The sequence below is a fragment of the Viridibacillus sp. NPDC093762 genome, assembly GCF_050279675.1.
GTDB lineage: Bacteria > Bacillota > Bacilli > Bacillales_A > Planococcaceae > Viridibacillus.
This window is the reverse complement of record NZ_JBNNUK010000001.1, coordinates 197,002-214,033: the sequence shown is the minus strand read 5'-3', so window position 1 is coordinate 214,033 and position 17,032 is coordinate 197,002. Positions and strand designations below refer to the sequence as shown.

The window sequence follows — 17,032 nt, the reverse complement described above, 5'->3', positions numbered from 1 at the left end:
TGTTTTTCTATGCTTGTGAGTCAAAATTTGTTTTTAAGTTACTGCCGCGAACTTGGGTTTGTGAGTAGTTGATTTGATCTGGTTGCGGGCGCAGCATATCTAGTGTCATGTTGACGAATTGTAGTGATTGGAAAATCATTTTTTGGTTTAGGTCGTTTTGGTGCTTAAGAGTTTCGATGACGAGTAGCAGTTTTTTGCGTGCTTCGTCTAATTTGAGTTGTTCAATTGGCGTATCAGCTACTTCCATTACTTGAGCGACAGTTGCATGTTCAGCAGAGGCAATTCCTTTTGCCTTAAGGTAATCCGTTACCACTTGCTGACGTTGTTGCTCGAGCTGTGTGATGGCAGCTACGTGCGATTGCTCATCCTTGAGCAATTGATCGAGTCCGTCCATGTCTCCTGTTTTGATGAACTCCGTTTTGTGATATGCAAGTTCTAACAGGCTCTTATGCATTTTTTCTAATTTATCCAAAATAGATAAAATCATTTCAATGGACATTTCTCATACTCCTTTTGCTTATGGGCGATAATATTTCATTAAATCTGAAGCGACTTGTTTTGCATCTACTTTATAATTGCCCTCTTGGATTTGTGCTTTTAACGCTTGTACACGTTCAGCTCTTTCATCTGCATAGCTGACGATTCCTTGAAGATCTTTTGCAGCTGATGAAATCTCTAGCTGATCTGCCTTATTCGCTACCGATTTATTAGCAAAATCAGATTTTACAGGCTGGTTTTTATATGGGTTTACAGCGTTCACGCCATAGTTGGTAATTTTCATATAGAATGGCCTCCTCTCAATCGTTCCTTTTATATATTCATTATTTCGGTTAGTTTATATCGATGTTAAGTATTTTGTAATAAAAGCGAAAGACATCCTAATCTGTTTTTTAATTGCTAGTGCTATATGCCTTATTTGTGGGAGGGTATTTGACGGACATTTTCGGTGATGTTTGTTTGGGGTTGGTCGCTCTTGGTTTGGCGCTTCTCACCCTAGCTTGGCACTACTCACTCCCGCTTTGGCCCTACTCACTCCCGCTTTGGCGCTACTCGCTCTCGTTTTGGCGCTTCTCGCTCTCGCTTTGGCACTACTCGCTCTCGCTTTGGCGCTTCTCACTCCCGCTTTGGCGCTACTCGCTCCCGCTTTGGCACTACCCACTCCCGTTTTGGCGCTACTCGCTCCCGCTTTGGCCCTACTCACTCCCGCTTTGGCACTACTCACTCTCGCTTGGCGCTACTCACTCTCGCTTGGCGCTACTCACTCTCGCTTGGCGCTACTCACTCTCGCTTGGCGCTACTCGCTCTCGCTTTGGCCCTACTCACTCTCGCTTTGGCGCTACTCGCTCCCGCTTTGGCACTACTCGCTCCCGCTTTGGCCCTACTCGCTCCCGTTTTGGCACTACTCGCTCTCGCTTTGGCGCTACTCGCTACTCACTACCGCTTTGGCCCTACTCGCTCTCGCTTTGGCCCTACTCACCAGCTCCCTAACTCAAAAACAAAATAACCCCCAAACAAAAAAATCCCCACATACTAAGTATGCGAAGATTTATACTCTATTGCTTTTTCTTATTCGCGTCGGCATAGTAAGTAGCTCGGTCTGAGTCTTCTACGCTTGATCTAAATTCGCGTGCTGCTTCGAATTTATTGAGTTCGGACTTTAGTTCGCTTTGGCATTTAATGCAGAGCTTGCCTTTTGTCGTTAGAGCTCCGCAGCTGTCACAAGGATAACCTAGGTTTGGGAACATAGCTGGTTGCAAGCGACCTTTCCTTACCCATTTATGTAGTAAGTCCTCTTCTACACCTGTAGCTTCGACAATTTGCTCAACTGTAGCTGATCGATTATCGCGTTTGCGTAAGAAACGGTATACAACCTCGTACATTTTCTCTTCATCTTGTGCACATTTTCCGCAAACTTCTCTAATGCCAGTATAGTTATAAAAGTCCCCACATTTTGGACAACTTCGCAATTCACCCATGTTCTTACCCCCTGGAATTTAAATTCTTCTACTTAATATACTAGTTATATTGGCGGTAAAATCAACCTAAAATTTATAAAAGACAGGGAGTTTGTAAAGAATCGTACGATTTTTTGTATCTTTATGACTAACCTTGAATTAGGGTAAATGCTTTTACGGAAGGTGCTCCAGCCGCAGTGAGTATCGCTTTGGCATGTTTTAAAGTGGTCCCAGTTGTCACTATATCATCTATTAAAATATGTGGTCGATTTTCAATTATACTATTCGATTTTAATTGAAATAACTGAGCGCTTTGTTCACGTTCCACTTTTGATTTAGATGATTGGGATTCAATTGACATTTTCTCTAGTAAATGTGTATAGGGTATGCCAGCCGCTTTCAATAATTCATCAATATGGGCAAATGTGCGTGTTTTTATTTTTTCTGGATGCATTGGAATTGGCACAATAACAGCGTCAGTTTTTTTCAGTACTTTAGCAATTTCAGACCTAAATACATCCTTTAACACCATATCTTTAAAAAACTTATATTGATGAAGGAAGTCTTTCATCGCTTCATTATAATGAAATATTGCTTGGATATCAGGAGACTTTTGTTCCTCGGGCTTAACAAGCTCAAATTTACTATAGCAAGTAGGACAAATGACTGCTTGCTGTTCATACATAATCAGTTGCTTCCACGTTAATCGTCTTATTAAAGGCTTTGAACATAGATAACAAATCATATTCATATTGTTATTAGCTCCGTATTATTGAGACGTTTAATTTCTTTTGTGGCTCGGTCCATTTCAACAGAGATACCGTGGTGAAAGAAGACAAGATCACCTGTTGGGCAGTCGAAAGAGCGTCCAACTCTTCCTCCTATTTGAATGAGTGCACTTGAAGTGAAGATACCACTTTCTGCTCCTACTACCGCCACTTGTACGTTAGGTATTGTGATACCGCGTTCTAAAATGGTTGTTGTTAATAATCCCCTCACTTTTTTTGCACGGAGCTCTAACACCTTTTCTTTTCGATTTGGGTCTTCTGCATGAACAGCTTGAATGCTTGGTTCCAATTGCTGAAATAACGGGATGGCCTTTTCCATTAGAGCGATAGTTGGAAAGAATATGAGAAAAGGTTTATTTTCTTGGAGCTGTTTTTTTGTCCATTGAATAAGTCTTTTGGGTAGTCTTGTCGATTCAATTTGTTTTGAGTATCGCCACAACGATTCATAACGTGGCACTGGTAGTAGATGCCCATGATATCTTCTAGGAATAAATGAATAGCCACCCTGTTGTTTTTGTATTTGATTGATTAGTTTTTCTGATGGCGTTGCTGTCACGTACATAATGGGTACATCACTTTTTTTAGCTTTAATAACCGCTAGTTGTAAAGTTTCATCATGCGTGTATGGGAATGCATCGGCTTCATCGACAATGATTGTATCAAAAGCATCCTCAAAACGGTAAAGCTGGTGTGTCGTCGCAATAATAATCGGGGCGTAATTCTTGTCGACATCTGCATCACCGTAGAGTGCTTGTGTTTTTGTCTTTGGGAAAACTTGTTGAATACGCGGTGCTAGCTCTAATACGACATCGGTTCGAGGCGTAGCGATAGCAATTCGTTTTCCTTCCTTTAAACATTCGTAAATAGCTGGAAATAGGATCTCTGTCTTCCCAGCACCACAAACCGCATGGATTAGATGAGGTCGGTTTGCATTTATACTTTCAATAAGTTCTTTCGAAGCCTTTTGCTGATAAGGTGTAAAGGTGCCTGTCCATGAGAATTGGTGTTTAATTGATTTTCTAGGTGTTGGTCCGATCCATCTTATGAGATCCGAGCAACTACTGACACGCCCCATCCTGATGCAATGTCTACAATAGACACAAGTTTGCTCACAAGCTGCACAATAATAGGTTACAAATAGATTTGGATTGTTGTTTGCACATCGATTACATGTGTAGTTCATACGCTTAAATCGAGATTTCATTTTGGCGTTTTTCTGCACACCAGGGAGAGTAGTGATGTAGCCAAGTTGGATGTGTTGGGTGATTAGCTCATCTGAAAAGGGGGAATGTTCACGTAGCCAAATACGCCCTGTTAGAAAGTCGCGTAAGGACGGATTTTCTAAGGCACCTACATAACGACAGAATTTGTTTCGTTGCTTGAATAATCGTTTTCGCAAATATTGACTCCTTACTAGGGGTTGTATTTGGATTTATTTTACAATTATTTATATGTGTTTGCAAGTACCCATTATAAAGTTCCAAATCCACAAAAAAACCACCCTACATTTTGTAAGGAGGTTAGTCATTTACTTTATTTTTTTACCCAACCAAGACCCATAGAGCCTTCACCAAGGTGGGTTCCAATAACTGGTCCAAAATAGCTTAATTTGACGTTAACATTTGGGAATCTATCTTGCAAAGTTGCCATCCATTCTTTCGCTTCATTTTCACAGTTACCGTGTATTACTACTGCATCAAGTTGATCGTATTTCGCTGCGTCTTCACTGAGCATGTCCTCTACTCGTTTAAGGGCACGTTTACGTGTACGAATTTTTTCGAAGGGTACGATGACTTTGTTTTCAAAATGTAGTATTGGTTTAACTTGTAAAAGTCCACCTATTAGAGCTTGAGCTGCTGATAAGCGACCGCCTCTTTGTAAATGAGCCAGATCGTCTACCATGAAATAAGCTCGCATTGTTTTACGCATTTCTTCAAGAGCTTCTAAAATTTCTTTCGCTGATGCACCGTCTTTGGCCATTTCGCCAGCTTTCAATACATATAATCCTTGAACAGCACATGAAATTTCACTGTCAAATCCATAGACATCAATGTCTTGGACCATTTCTCCAGCTTGTAAAGCGCCTTGATATGTACCGCTAATACCACTTGATAAGTGTATAGCCACAATTTCATCATATTCTTTCGAGAGCTCGTCAAATAATGTCACAAAAGTACCAATTGGTGGTTGGGACGTCTTTGGAAGCTCATTTTCATTTCGTACTTTATCATAAAAGTTAGTAGTTGTTATGTTTACTTCTTCTTCAAATGTTTCATGTTTAATAACAACACTTAATGGAACCATGCGAATATTATATTGTTCACGCTCGGCTTTAGTTAAGTATGCTGTACTGTCTGTTACGATGGCAGTTGTCATAAATCGTTCACACTCCTACCTCAATAGTATATTAATATCGTAAGAAAGTGAAATGATAAATAATGTGTTTACAAAGAATGTTACTTTTCGCTATTATTCGTTTTTATTTTCGAAAAAATAAAAAAGCAGCTACTTGTCTAATTAGTAGCTGCTACTTTTCTTATTCCATTTTTTCACCAATAGCAGCAACACGTGTTACTAGCCATTTGCCATCTTCTTTAACAAAGACAGTGTTTGTTCTGGCTGCCTGTTTAAACGGTTCGCCATTTTCTAATTCTACTTCAACAGTTATTTGAGATAAAAGTTGCGCTTCATTTTCATCATATTGAACTACATGGACGTCTTTTGCTGTATGTTTTATATCGAAATTTTCAAAGTTTAGCTTTTGATATTCTACATCTTCTTCTAAATCGAAGCCTGTAGGGTTTTTTGAAAGTGTTTTGCTATAGCGCTCTAGGTCTTCTGCATTTAAAGCAGCAATGTATTCATCAAATGCTTGAAGGAGAGCTTTTTCTTCTTCAGCAGGAACATTTTTAGCCGCTTCTACTTCGCCATTTACCATTTCAAATCCTATCTCTTGATCGTCTTCGTTTGTTTCTTCTGTTGCTGCTGATTTTTCTGTTTTAGTTTCGTCATTTGTTTCTTTTTCAGTTTTATCTTTAATACTATGGTCAACAGCATTAGATGTTGCTGTGTTCTCACCATCATTGACTGAACCAGTATTCTCTTTTGTTGCGCTGTCATCATTGCCACATGCCACTAATAATAAGGCACATACTGGGACAAGCAACCATTTTTTTATAATCAATTCCAAAACCTCCCGCGGATATTGTAGCACATTTGCATATTGTATAAAAATTAATAGCTTTATTCAAAGTTCCAACTAATAGCGTAATCCTTTTTATCGATGAAAACACTATTTCTTTTAAAAAAATATTTACAAATAGATGACGATTGTCGCATGTTGAAAGTTGCAAAAAACACAAAACCCCGCTTCTCGACAAAGAGAAACAGGGTTGTGCTTGGTACCATCGAATACATAATGATAGAATGCGTGCAAATAAATTTGCAGTGCTAATCGCAGATTATAAGAATGCAGAAAGTGACCAATACTATTCAAGTTTTAAATGCAGGCTCTGACATTGCGCAATGTTCAAAGTTGAACTGCACTTTTAATAATAGGCTAATTCATAATTTAGCACAAGTAATGCAATGGTATGTTCACTTGCGTCATTTAGATTATCATCATCTTGATTGCTTTAAACAATTAGCGTACTTCAACCCAACCGTTTTTAATTGCTGTCACTACAGCTTGTGTACGGTCATTTACGTTCATTTTTTGTAAAATGCTTGATACGTGGTTTTTAACTGTTTTTTCTGAGATGAATAAAGTTTCACCAATTGCACGGTTACTTTGACCATCAGTTAATAATTGCAATACTTCACATTCACGTTTAGTTAATAAATGGAATGGTCGACGAATTTCAGTTTGATGGAATGAACCTTTGTTTTCGCGTTCGCTTAAACGACGGTACTCAGCAACTAGGTTTTTAGTTACTTTCGGATGTAAGTATGAACCACCAGAAGCTACAATTTTGATCGCTTCAACGATTTCGTCAGCATCCATTTCTTTTAACATATAACCAAGTGCACCTGATTTTAATGCGTGTGATACATATGATTCATCATCATGGATAGAAAGCATGATAACTTTTGCATCAGCGTATTTCTCTAAAAGTTCAGCTGTTGCTTCAACACCATTTTTTTGAGGCATATTAATATCCATTAATATAACATCTGGATTATACTCTTCATAAAGTTGGATAACATCTGTACCGTCATCGCCTTCTGCTACTACGTCGAATGTATCTTCAAAATCTAAAATACGTTTTACTCCTTCACGGAATAATTGGTGATCATCTACTATTATTATTTTTGTCATATAAAATCCTCCTATTTAATACTACTTTAATTCTTTTGTTCATGATTTAGTGGAATTTTGAATATTATTCGAGTTCCATTATTAATCTCAGAAATCATTTCCATTTCTCCACTGAGTAATTCTACTCGCTCGCGCATACCAATTAAACCGAATGAATTTTTTTTCACAATATTAGTATCGAATCCTACACCATTATCCTTTATAGTTATATTGGCATGTTCTTCCAACCATTCGAATTTAACCCATACTTCAAGTGCTTTGCCATGTTTTATTGCGTTATTTACGCATTCTTGTACAAGTCGAAAAATGGCTACCTCATAATTTGTCCCCATTCTTCTTTGCTCACCCATTGATTGAAAATGGATTGTAGTACCTTTATTATACTCTTCAACTGAAGAAAGATATTTCTTTAGTGTTGGAATTATACCTAGGTCATCTAAAGCCATTGGACGTAAATCGTAAATAATGCGTCTTACTTCATGTAATGCATCGCGCACCATGTCTTTTAATTGTAGTATTTCTTGTAATGCTTTTTCTACCCCTCGTTCTTGGTATGTGCGATTGATTAAATCTGTACGAAGTAATACATTGGCTAACATTTGTGCAGGTCCATCATGAATCTCTCGAGAAATACGTTTACGTTCATCTTCTGTTGCTTCGATGATCTTTATCGTAAAGTCTTCTTTCATCTTCGCATTTTCGAGTGCTGGCCCGACATGCTTCAAATCAAAGGTCAAATAATTCAATACGACATTTACTTGGTTTACGAGATGATTTGCTTTTTCAATCGTATCAAGTAAATTGCGCATCCTTCTTTCTAGGTCATCTCTTTTCTCACGTAGCTGCTTTTCTTCAGCTTGGACAACAGAATGACGTATTTGAAGTTGATTTGCTTGATCGTATGCTTTGTGGATTTCTGCTTCAGAATAAGTTTGGAAGTTTTTTGATACTTCCGCTAATCTTCCTCTGGCAAATTTCGTTTTGGTCTCTAAAATGTCATTTTCAGTGATTACATCAGCGATTTTTTCACGAACTTCTTCCAGTTCGATTTTCATTTCTTCAAATGTTTGTCTACTCTGTTCACTGATCGTAAAAATATCACTTTTAGATTCGTCTATTGTTTTTACCATTCGATTAAAAATTAAATCTAATGATTTTATATCAATTTTATCTCCCACCATACCAAACCCCTTACAAATTGTGCTACATTTTGAAGAAGTAATGAGCATATATTATAATTATATATATGAACCTATTTTCCTGTATCACAAAGTTAATTATAGCATTTTTATGATTTTTTTTTATTAAAATTTCGTGTCAACTAGATGTCAAAAATAAATTGATTTATTTAAGGAGTTTACCATGAGAGAAAACTATTATACACTAAAAAGCTTTGGAACTGCTGAAATAATCATCTCAAAATCGAGATTTATCGCGCATTGCGGGCGAGCAGATTCTGAAGAAGAAGCCATTACATTTATAAATAAGATAAAAAAAGAGCATCATTCTGCAACACATAATTGTTCAGCTTATCTAATTGGAGAACACGATCAAATTCAAAAAGCGAATGATGATGGTGAACCTAGTGGTACGGCCGGAGTACCTATGCTTGAAGTATTGAAAAAACAAAATTTAAAAGATACTGTTGTTGTAGTAACTCGTTACTTTGGGGGCATTAAATTGGGAGCTGGTGGTTTGGTACGTGCTTACGGCAAATCAACTACCGTTGGAATTGAAGCTGCAACAGTGGTGGAACGTCGCCTTCATAGTTTGATGAAAGTTTCCGTTAGCTATACATGGTTAGGAAAAGTAGAAAATGCTATTCGCAATTCTTCTTATATATTAGATAACATTGAATATACTGATGATGTCGATTTTTATACCTTTGTACCAAAGGAGGAAGTAGAAAACTTTACGAATTGGATAATTGAAATGACTAATGGACAATGTAAATTAAATTGTAATAATAAAGAATTTTTAGAATTCGACAAGCAGTAATGTAAATTTAATTTTACTGTTACAAAAATGCATAGTATAATATAATTCGCTATACATTTACATTTAAAACTTTTTGGATACGCCATACGTCCAATATTTATATATAGCATTTATTCCTAATTTAGAGGAGATCGTGTATGACTAATTTAAGAACGGGCCAAAGAAAAAAGAAGCCCTCAAAGAAAAAACTGATAATACGCACTTTTTTAATTCTGATTGCCCTTATGGTTGTCTCAACTGGCACCTACGCATATTGGTTAACGAAAAAAGCAGAACAAGCTGCAAATAATGCATACGACAAAGACAATACACGTTTAAAGTCGGATTTACGTGAGTCGGCCGTCAAGCCAATGACAGATAATGTTTCGATTCTATTTGTCGGTATCGACGATAGTGAAAAACGCGGTCAAGGTTCAGAACATTCCCGTTCTGATGCATTAATACTAGCAACGTTAAATAATAAATCAAAATCCGTAAAGTTACTAAGTATTCCTCGTGACTCATATGTTTATATTCCTAATGTAGACAAGAAAGATAAAATTACGCACGCACATCTTGGAGGAACGAATGCAACAATTGACACTGTAGAGAATTTATTAAACGTCCCTGTTGACTATTATTACCGCTTAAATTTCGATGCATTTATCGAAATTGTTGATGCTCTTGGTGGCATTGAAGTAGATGTTCCATATGAACTTCATGAACTTGATGAAAATGATAAACGTACAGTTAACTTAAAACCTGGTGTACAAACGGTTAATGGTCGTGAAGCCTTAGCGCTTGCAAGAACACGTAAACAAGATAGCGATATTCAACGTGGTGAACGCCAACAAATGATTTTAGCTGCCATACTGAAAAAAGCATCTTCCGTTACATCATTTACTAAATACGATAACATTCTTGAAGCTGTTGGTAACAACATGAAAACAAATATGACTTTTAATGAAATGAAATCATTCTTTGAATACATTAAAGGTGGTATGCCAAACGTAGAATCATTGACTCTTAAAGGTAATGATGATACTTCTACTGGTATTTACTACTACCAATTAGACGAGCCTGCATTAGCAGAAACACAAAATATCTTACGTACTCAACTTGGGCTAACAGATAATAACTTAGTTGATGATTCAGGTGAAACAGATAATACAGCAGACACAAATAATGCTGAAGGCTCTGGATATAAATCGAACTACAAATCAGATAACAATAATAATCAATAATCACAAAAATCCCTTAGTCGTCTTCGGCTAAGGGATTTTATTACGTTCAACACAAGAGTTTAAAAAGCAAATAAATAAATGCCACCTCATCAAACATGACTGACCTGAATGTACCTTAATGTGAGCAATTATACAGTTGATAGCAATGACATTAAAGTTACTAACCCTAGTTCACATCCATAACTACTCTATCTATCTCCAAATAAAAAGACGATATCGCAGTCAATTCTGCAATATCGTCTTTTACTATTTATTTTTTATTACGCACTAAGTTTAATAGCGGTCTATAATTTGATCCTGCTAATCCGATAATTTCTACAAATAATTCAATCGCAACAAGCAATACCGTTATAAGTAGAATACCTCCCCATAGCTTAGCCATTGAGAAGACAATCGCTGCTAAACCAAACATCGATGCAATACCATAAATGATTATTACAGTTTGACGATGTGTAAAACCAACATTTAATAAACAGTGATGTAAATGAGATTTATCTGGTGAAAATGGTGGTTGTTTATTTAATAGGCGTCGTAAAATCGCAAAGAATGTATCTGAGATTGGTACGCCAAGCATGATAATTGGAATAACTAGTGAGACAAATGTAACGTTTTTGAATCCAAGTAATGCTAAAACTGAAATCATGAAGCCAAGGAACAATGACCCCGTATCCCCCATGAAAATTTTCGCAGGATGGAAATTGTAAAATAAAAACCCGATAGTACTTACAGCTAACAACGTAGCCATTATAATAACAAATGTATCTCCCATGATAAAGGCCATTCCAGCAAGTGTTATCAACGCAATGGTAGAAACACCGGCAGCAAGACCGTCTAGTCCATCAATTAGATTAATCGCATTGGTAATACCTACAATCCAAATAATCGTCACTGGTATACTTAAGAAGCCAAAATCAAGTTCACCATTACTGAATGGAAGATTGATTGTATCAATTTGAATTCCGCCAAAAAATATTACGATTACTGCAGCAATTAACTGACCAAATAATTTAGCCTTCGCTGAAATCTCAAACATATCATCAAGGACGCCTGTCACAATAATGACAAAGCTCCCAATTAATAGAGGAAGCATTGCTTCATGCGTAGGTCGTAAAATCAATATCCCTATGAGGAATGCTAGATAGATGGCTAAGCCACCAAGTCTCGGCATAATATCAGCATGCACTTTTCGATAATTTGGACGATCGACCGCACCGACACGAAATGCTAGTCGCTTCACAAGCGGAGTCAGTAAAATTGAAGCTATAAATGCTACAATCCATGCAAGGTATGTCATACCCTTCCTCCTTAATAACTCTTTTCATTTATATTTTATAGACGCAATAAATATGCATCCAATATATTTACAATTTATTTACAATGTATTATAGCATGAATTACTAGAAAACACACTTCGTTTAACCGAAATTATTACTTTCTTATACTCTAGTCAATTCTTTTATAGGACGTCGCTTCCCTTTAAAAAGTTCCCACTTTCACAGAAAAACCCCCCAACAATGCAGTTAGGAGAAGCATCACGGCATTTCCTTAATATTGTACCCCCCTCCTAGGAAGGCTAAACATTTTTCCACATATTACATTTAACTGTGCATCTCAAACTTCGTTGTTGATTGTCGCATTGTCTTCGCTTGATCAGAGACGTCATGAATTCGTGCCGACAATAATTCAATAGTTGATAGATTATCACTTAAGAACAATGTCGTCTCTTCAATATGCTCAGTATTTTGAAAAATAGCGTCATTTAACTGGTGAATCAAAGTTTTAGTACTTTCCTTTTCTTTTTCTACAGTTTGTATTTGTCTGGACATCGCTTTAAATTGCTCACGTGTATCACCTAAATATTGTATGATAATCGTCATTTGCTGTGCCGCGTTTTGAATTGCTGTTGCACTTTCTTCTGATGTTATAAGACCAGCGTTAAAAGTATTCGCCATTGTTGTACCTTGCACAGTTATATCATCGGACAAATTATGAATATTGTGAGCAGCATTCGAAACTTCTTCCGCTAATTTACGGACTTCTTCTGCTACAACTGCGAATCCCTTCCCTGCTTCACCAGAGCGTGCAGCTTCAATTTCGGCATTCAATGCTAACAAATGAGTTTGTTTGGCAATTTGTTTTACCAAAAGAGAGACACGGACAATTTCATCAGTACGCTTTTGTAAAAGTATTCTTTCCTGTTCTGCTTCTATTAGAAGTTGCTGTAAACCCGTCATTTTGCTTACAGCTTCAGTCATCGAAACACTACTATCTTCTACATATTGTTCCGCTTGAAGCCCCTTTATCGACAGTTGCTCTACTTGGCCAACCATTTGCTGCAAATTATTTGAGAAGCGTTCCATAAAAGCAACAATACCATCAGATGAATATTGCTGTGCTTTTGCATTTTGCAAAGACTCCTTAAGTGAGACTGATACTATTTTCGATCCCTCTAAAGATTGTACTGAATAATTTTGCAGTACATGACTGTCACTCGATATTTCATGTGCTGACGATTTAATTATTTGAAGCATTTCTACAAGTTGGTGCTTCATATGATTCATCGCTGTCGATACTTGTCCTATCTCGTCATTCGTATGAATAGGTAAATCCACAACGTTCAAATTTCCTTTTGAAATACTTTCTGCTGTTTGTGCAACTAATTCAAGTTGTTGTCGAATTTGGCGATTTGTGATCATCATTAATATAGTCGATATGGCTACCGCCAGTAAGAATGACACAAATAATAAGATTAAGGTTCTTTGTTGGCTTTCATTCATATTTTGTAAAATTTGTTCACGTTCCAATGATGCTCCTGCCCGAATTGTGTTTAATTTTTTTTCTATATTGTCATACGATTGATATACCGAATTCAGTTGACGTCGTTTGGCGATATTGTCTTTTTTCGCAACTGATACTTTCAAACGCTTTATGTATAATTCATGAATCCTTTTTAGTTCCACTTCGATTGCTTCCAAGTTTCCTGGTTGCACTACATCTCCAGATTTTTTTAGTAAACTTTCAAGTGTAGACATCGATGCACCATACGAAGCATCATACTTAGCTAACGGATCCCCAGTATAATGGATGACTGCAATATATAATGTACTGAATTCCTTTGATAACATATCTATGTCATTAATACTCTTCGATAAACTATCTAATTCTTGAGACCATTTTCTATTTTCGTTTACTTGAAAAGTTAATGTGACCGTCATAATAGCAAATAACAGCAAAGTAATACTAAGTGAAAGAAAATACTTTCTTCTCAAGTCCATTTTATTCCATATAAACATATATATTCCCCCTCCTTAAAGACAATCTAGCATACAAAATAGACTAAAAGTTTCAGTTTACAAAAACTTAACAGTCCTTTTACACTATATTCATAAATACTTCTCGTCCAATGAAAGCGCTTTAATACTATAAAGCGCTGGATTAAGAAAAAACCTACTAGCTTGTCTTTTTTAAGGTTCCATTCTAAACGTATTCATGTTAAAGTTGTTTAGTAACTTTTATAACTTTTGTAGTTAGAATTTTCAGATTACAAAGATTATTTATTATAAGAAAAATTAGTGTTGTGTTTTCATAGATGAAATCATTACGCAAGTAATTTATTAAAGGAGTCTTTTTTATGAAGAACAAATCTTTATCACTTGGGGAGCAAGTTGCCGTAGGTTTAATGCTATTTGCATTGTTCTTAGGTGCAGGAAATATTATCTTCCCTCCGCAATTAGGTCAACAAGCTGGCGAATCATTTAGTCTAGCCATGATTGGATTTTTAATCACCGGTGTTGGTTTACCACTAATTGGTGTTATCACTGTTGCTAAATCTGGCGGCCAATTACAAGATATGGCCGGTAAAGTTCACCCTCTTTTTGGGATTGTATTTACTTCCATCGTCTATTTAGCAATCGGACCATTCTTCGCAATTCCACGTACTGGTACAGTATCTTATGAAATTGGTGTCTCACCATTTTTATCAGACGCGATACGTGAGTCTTCTATTCCGTTATTGATTTCTACAATTGTTTTCTTCGGAATAACAACTTTCTTTGCACTAAATCCAACTAAATTAGTTGACCGTGTTGGTAAAATCCTTACCCCAATACTTCTATTAGTAATTGCTCTTTTAGCAGCAAAAAGTATTATTACACCAATGGACGGTCCTGGTGAAGCAATTGGTAAATATACTACACAGCCATTTACTGAAGGTTTCCTACAAGGATACTTAACTATGGATTTCTTAGCTGCTTTAATATTTGGGATTGTAATTATCCAAGCCTTACATTCCAAAGGTGTAACCGATAATAAAAAAATTGTTAATACAACTATTTTCGCTGCATGTATTGCTGCAGTAGGTTTAGCTTTAGTATATATTTCTTTAGGTTATATTGGAGCATCAAGCTTCCAAACGATTGGCGCTCAAGGTAGTGGTGCTGAAATTATTGCGAAATCTGCAAACATTCTTTACGGTGATTTTGGTAATATTCTATTATCAGCAGTTATCTTACTTGCTTGTTTAACTACTTCAATTGGTTTATTAACTGCATCATCTCAATTCTTTACAAAACTTTTCCCTAAAGTTTCATATCAAGTGTTTGTTTTCATTTTCGCGGTTTTCAGTACGGTTATTTCAAACTTTGGCTTAGAGCAACTAATTTCGATCTCTTTACCAGTACTTTTAGCTATCTATCCAATTGCAATCGTGTTAATGAGCTTAGCTTTAATCGATAAATTCTTTAATGGTGCACCAATTGTTTACACTGTTGCATTAATCGCTACTGCACTAGTTAGTGTATATGACGGTTTACATGCAGCAAAAATGGACATCCCAGCTTACGCAGATCTATTAAGTCACTTACCTTTTTATGCAGAAGGTATTGGTTGGTTAGTACCTGCAATAGTTGGAACAATCATTGGTTTGATTATTTCATTATTTACAAAAAAATAAGATACTTTACGCAAAATCCCCAGAGCTTATGCTCTGGGGATTTTTGCATTAACACAACTCAAATTTACAAAACACTCTAAAAATATAGTATTTTCTATATTTTTCATCTATTCTCCAACCCTTGAATCTATCTCAAAATGTGATATGTTATATAAGTTATTGATATAGATTATGATTTTTATATAAAAAAGGGGTGTGGCGCATATGGGGTGGTTTGAAGGTATTTCTTCTATATTACTCATATTGCTAGTCGTTTTAGTTGTTATTCCATTAATTTCAGTAGTCTTTTTATATTTTCTTGACCGTCATCAAAAGCAACATGCTATTCTTAGAAACTTTCCTATTTTAGGAAGAATGAGATATATCCTTGAAAAGGTCGGACCTGAATTCCGCCAATACTTATTTGACGATGATCACTCAGGGAAACCGTTTAATCGTGAAGATTTTTTACATATTGTATTACCTGGGAAATACTTAGGAAACGTTATAGGCTTCGGCTCAAAACGTGATTTTAATGAAGCCGGATTTTATATTCGTAATGCGATGTTTACAAAACAAGTGGATGAATTACATGTGGATTCAGAGGAACGTATTCATACAAAAAAATACGTAATGGATGCCGATAATTTATTTTCACGTAAAGAACATACTGAAGAAGTTGATATCAATCCATGGTTATTGTCAGAAGATGATGCTGTTGTAATCGGCGCTAATTGCCGTGAGCCTTTCCACGTTCGTAGTTTAGTTGGTCAATCTGCTATGAGTTACGGTGCACTTGGCAAAAATGCCATCACGGCGTTATCAAAAGGTATTGGTATGGCAAAAGGTTCTTGGATGAATACAGGTGAAGGTGGTATTTCAGAGCACCATTTAGCAGGTAAAACGGATTTAATTGCTCAAATTGGCTCAGGTCTCTTTGGTTATCGTACAAAAGATGGTGAATTCAGTTGGGATAAACTCGCTGAAAAAGCAGCCATGCCCCATGTTAAAGCATTTGAACTGAAATTGGCGCAGGGTGCTAAAACACGTGGTGGTCACGTTGAAGCTGAAAAAGTAACAGAAGAGATTGCTAATATCCGTAATATTGAACCATTTGTCACGATTAATAGTCCAAACCGCTTCCGTCAATTTGATGACTTCCCTTCTCTATTTGAATTCATCGAAAAGATTAGAGAACGCGGCGGTCTGCCAGTAGGTATTAAAATTGTAGTGGGTAGCCCGCAAGATGCAGATGAGTTAGCTGCTTATATGAAGGAATCTGGTAAAGGTCCTGATTTCATTTCAATTGATGGCGCTGAAGGTGGTACTGGTGCTACATTCCAAGATTTAGCTGATGGTGTAGGCCTACCTATCCATTCTGGCCTAGTGTTATTACAAGATGCATTGGTTCGCCATGGTGTACGTGATCGTGTGAAAATCATCGCATCCGGAAAAATCATAACACCTGACCGTGCAGCTGTCATGCTTGCTTTAGGTGCAGATTTAATCAATATCGCGCGAGGCTTTATGATATCAGTTGGCTGTATTATGGCACAACGATGTCATTCAAATGATTGCCCAGCAGGTGTAGCAACAACGAATCCAAAGTTGCAAAATGGTCTAATCGTAGATGAAAAAAAATACCGTGTAACAAACTATATTGTTTCAATGCGTGAAGGTCTTTTCCGTGTAGCTGCTGCTGCTGGACTTGATTCCCCAACAAAATTAAGTAGTGAACATATTGTCTATAAAGATGCCTATGGTCGTGTATTTTCCGTTGAGGATTTAGAGAAAAAATAAAATGTCTTTGAGAGAAAGCA

The 17,032-nt window shown here is 36.6% G+C and carries 15 protein-coding genes; 4 read left to right on the top strand and 11 right to left on the bottom strand.

Features of this window, described 5'->3' with window-relative positions; translation table 11 throughout:
• Nucleotides 1–7 precede the first annotated feature (7 nt).
• The 9 genes from ACQKM9_RS00955 to ACQKM9_RS00915 all read right to left on the bottom strand — a co-directional run bounded on the left by ACQKM9_RS00955 (nt 8) and on the right by ACQKM9_RS00915 (nt 8,242).
• On the bottom strand, nt 8–499 hold the full coding sequence (locus tag ACQKM9_RS00955) for a flagellar protein FlgN (protein ID WP_427731836.1): 492 nt from the start codon (nt 497–499) through the stop codon (nt 8–10).
• A gap of 18 nt (nt 500–517) precedes the next feature.
• Nucleotides 518–781, bottom strand: coding sequence for a flagellar biosynthesis anti-sigma factor FlgM (gene flgM, locus ACQKM9_RS00950; RefSeq protein WP_427731834.1), 264 nt, complete (start codon nt 779–781; stop codon nt 518–520).
• A 772-nt stretch (nt 782–1,553) separates the two neighbouring features.
• Nucleotides 1,554–1,976, bottom strand: coding sequence for a TIGR03826 family flagellar region protein (locus tag ACQKM9_RS00945; protein ID WP_427731832.1), 423 nt, complete (start codon nt 1,974–1,976; stop codon nt 1,554–1,556).
• A gap of 127 nt (nt 1,977–2,103) precedes the next feature.
• Entirely contained in the window at nt 2,104–2,706 is a 603-nt protein-coding gene (locus tag ACQKM9_RS00940; RefSeq protein WP_427731830.1) for a ComF family protein, read from the bottom strand.
• Nucleotides 2,703–4,142, bottom strand: a complete 1,440-nt coding sequence (locus ACQKM9_RS00935; RefSeq protein WP_427731828.1) for a DEAD/DEAH box helicase — start codon at nt 4,140–4,142, stop codon at nt 2,703–2,705. Before ACQKM9_RS00935 ends, ACQKM9_RS00940 begins: the two co-directional genes overlap by 4 nt.
• A 134-nt stretch (nt 4,143–4,276) precedes the next feature.
• Nucleotides 4,277–5,119: a DegV family protein gene (locus ACQKM9_RS00930; protein WP_427731826.1), complete on the bottom strand. Its 843-nt coding sequence runs from the start codon at nt 5,117–5,119 to the stop codon at nt 4,277–4,279.
• A 160-nt stretch (nt 5,120–5,279) separates the two neighbouring features.
• A complete protein-coding gene (locus tag ACQKM9_RS00925; protein WP_427731824.1) occupies nt 5,280–5,927 on the bottom strand; it encodes a YybH family protein in 648 nt (215 codons plus the stop codon).
• A gap of 459 nt (nt 5,928–6,386) precedes the next feature.
• Entirely contained in the window at nt 6,387–7,061 is a 675-nt protein-coding gene (locus ACQKM9_RS00920) for a response regulator (protein WP_427731822.1), read from the bottom strand.
• 26 nt (nt 7,062–7,087) lie between these two features.
• Nucleotides 7,088–8,242 carry a sensor histidine kinase gene (locus tag ACQKM9_RS00915; RefSeq protein WP_427731820.1) on the bottom strand — a complete coding sequence of 385 codons (1,155 nt, stop codon included), beginning with the start codon at nt 8,240–8,242 and terminating at the stop codon, nt 7,088–7,090.
• 181 nt (nt 8,243–8,423) lie between these two features.
• On the opposite strand from ACQKM9_RS00915, the gene ACQKM9_RS00910 reads away from it, so the two are divergent.
• On the top strand, nt 8,424–9,059 hold the full coding sequence (locus ACQKM9_RS00910; protein WP_427731818.1) for a YigZ family protein: 636 nt from the start codon (nt 8,424–8,426) through the stop codon (nt 9,057–9,059).
• A 137-nt stretch (nt 9,060–9,196) separates the two neighbouring features.
• On the top strand, nt 9,197–10,282 hold the full coding sequence (locus ACQKM9_RS00905; protein WP_427731816.1) for an LCP family protein: 1,086 nt from the start codon (nt 9,197–9,199) through the stop codon (nt 10,280–10,282).
• 250 nt (nt 10,283–10,532) lie between these two features.
• Here ACQKM9_RS00905 and ACQKM9_RS00900 read toward each other — a convergent pair whose 3' ends face one another.
• On the bottom strand, nt 10,533–11,576 hold the full coding sequence (locus ACQKM9_RS00900; RefSeq protein ID WP_427731814.1) for a glycosyltransferase family 4 protein: 1,044 nt from the start codon (nt 11,574–11,576) through the stop codon (nt 10,533–10,535).
• A gap of 304 nt (nt 11,577–11,880) precedes the next feature.
• Nucleotides 11,881–13,575, bottom strand: coding sequence for a methyl-accepting chemotaxis protein (locus ACQKM9_RS00895; protein ID WP_427731812.1), 1,695 nt, complete (start codon nt 13,573–13,575; stop codon nt 11,881–11,883).
• A 338-nt stretch (nt 13,576–13,913) separates the two neighbouring features.
• Here ACQKM9_RS00895 and brnQ point away from each other — a divergent pair, with 338 nt between their 5' ends.
• On the top strand, nt 13,914–15,233 hold the full coding sequence (gene brnQ / locus ACQKM9_RS00890; protein ID WP_427731810.1) for a branched-chain amino acid transport system II carrier protein: 1,320 nt from the start codon (nt 13,914–13,916) through the stop codon (nt 15,231–15,233).
• A 204-nt stretch (nt 15,234–15,437) separates the two neighbouring features.
• Nucleotides 15,438–17,012, top strand: a complete 1,575-nt coding sequence (locus tag ACQKM9_RS00885) for an FMN-binding glutamate synthase family protein (protein WP_427731808.1) — start codon at nt 15,438–15,440, stop codon at nt 17,010–17,012.
• Nucleotides 17,013–17,032: the final 20 nt, after the last annotated feature.

Bases quoted from the DNA above. Each gene is read 5' to 3' on its own strand.
- ACQKM9_RS00955 (WP_427731836.1), bottom strand. From the start codon at position 499: ATGTCCATTGAAATGATTTTATCTATTTTGGATAAATTAGAAAAAATG.
- flgM (WP_427731834.1), bottom strand. From the start codon at position 781: ATGAAAATTACCAACTATGGCGTGAACGCTGTAAACCCATATAAAAAC.
- ACQKM9_RS00945 (WP_427731832.1), bottom strand. From the start codon at position 1,976: ATGGGTGAATTGCGAAGTTGTCCAAAATGTGGGGACTTTTATAACTAT.
- ACQKM9_RS00940 (WP_427731830.1), bottom strand. From the start codon at position 2,706: ATGAATATGATTTGTTATCTATGTTCAAAGCCTTTAATAAGACGATTA.
- ACQKM9_RS00930 (WP_427731826.1), bottom strand. From the start codon at position 5,119: ATGACAACTGCCATCGTAACAGACAGTACAGCATACTTAACTAAAGCC.
- ACQKM9_RS00920 (WP_427731822.1), bottom strand. From the start codon at position 7,061: ATGACAAAAATAATAATAGTAGATGATCACCAATTATTCCGTGAAGGA.
- ACQKM9_RS00915 (WP_427731820.1), bottom strand. From the start codon at position 8,242: ATGGTGGGAGATAAAATTGATATAAAATCATTAGATTTAATTTTTAAT.
- ACQKM9_RS00910 (WP_427731818.1), top strand. From the start codon at position 8,424: ATGAGAGAAAACTATTATACACTAAAAAGCTTTGGAACTGCTGAAATA.
- ACQKM9_RS00905 (WP_427731816.1), top strand. From the start codon at position 9,197: ATGACTAATTTAAGAACGGGCCAAAGAAAAAAGAAGCCCTCAAAGAAA.
- ACQKM9_RS00900 (WP_427731814.1), bottom strand. From the start codon at position 11,576: ATGACATACCTTGCATGGATTGTAGCATTTATAGCTTCAATTTTACTG.
- ACQKM9_RS00895 (WP_427731812.1), bottom strand. From the start codon at position 13,575: ATGTTTATATGGAATAAAATGGACTTGAGAAGAAAGTATTTTCTTTCA.
- brnQ (WP_427731810.1), top strand. From the start codon at position 13,914: ATGAAGAACAAATCTTTATCACTTGGGGAGCAAGTTGCCGTAGGTTTA.
- ACQKM9_RS00885 (WP_427731808.1), top strand. From the start codon at position 15,438: ATGGGGTGGTTTGAAGGTATTTCTTCTATATTACTCATATTGCTAGTC.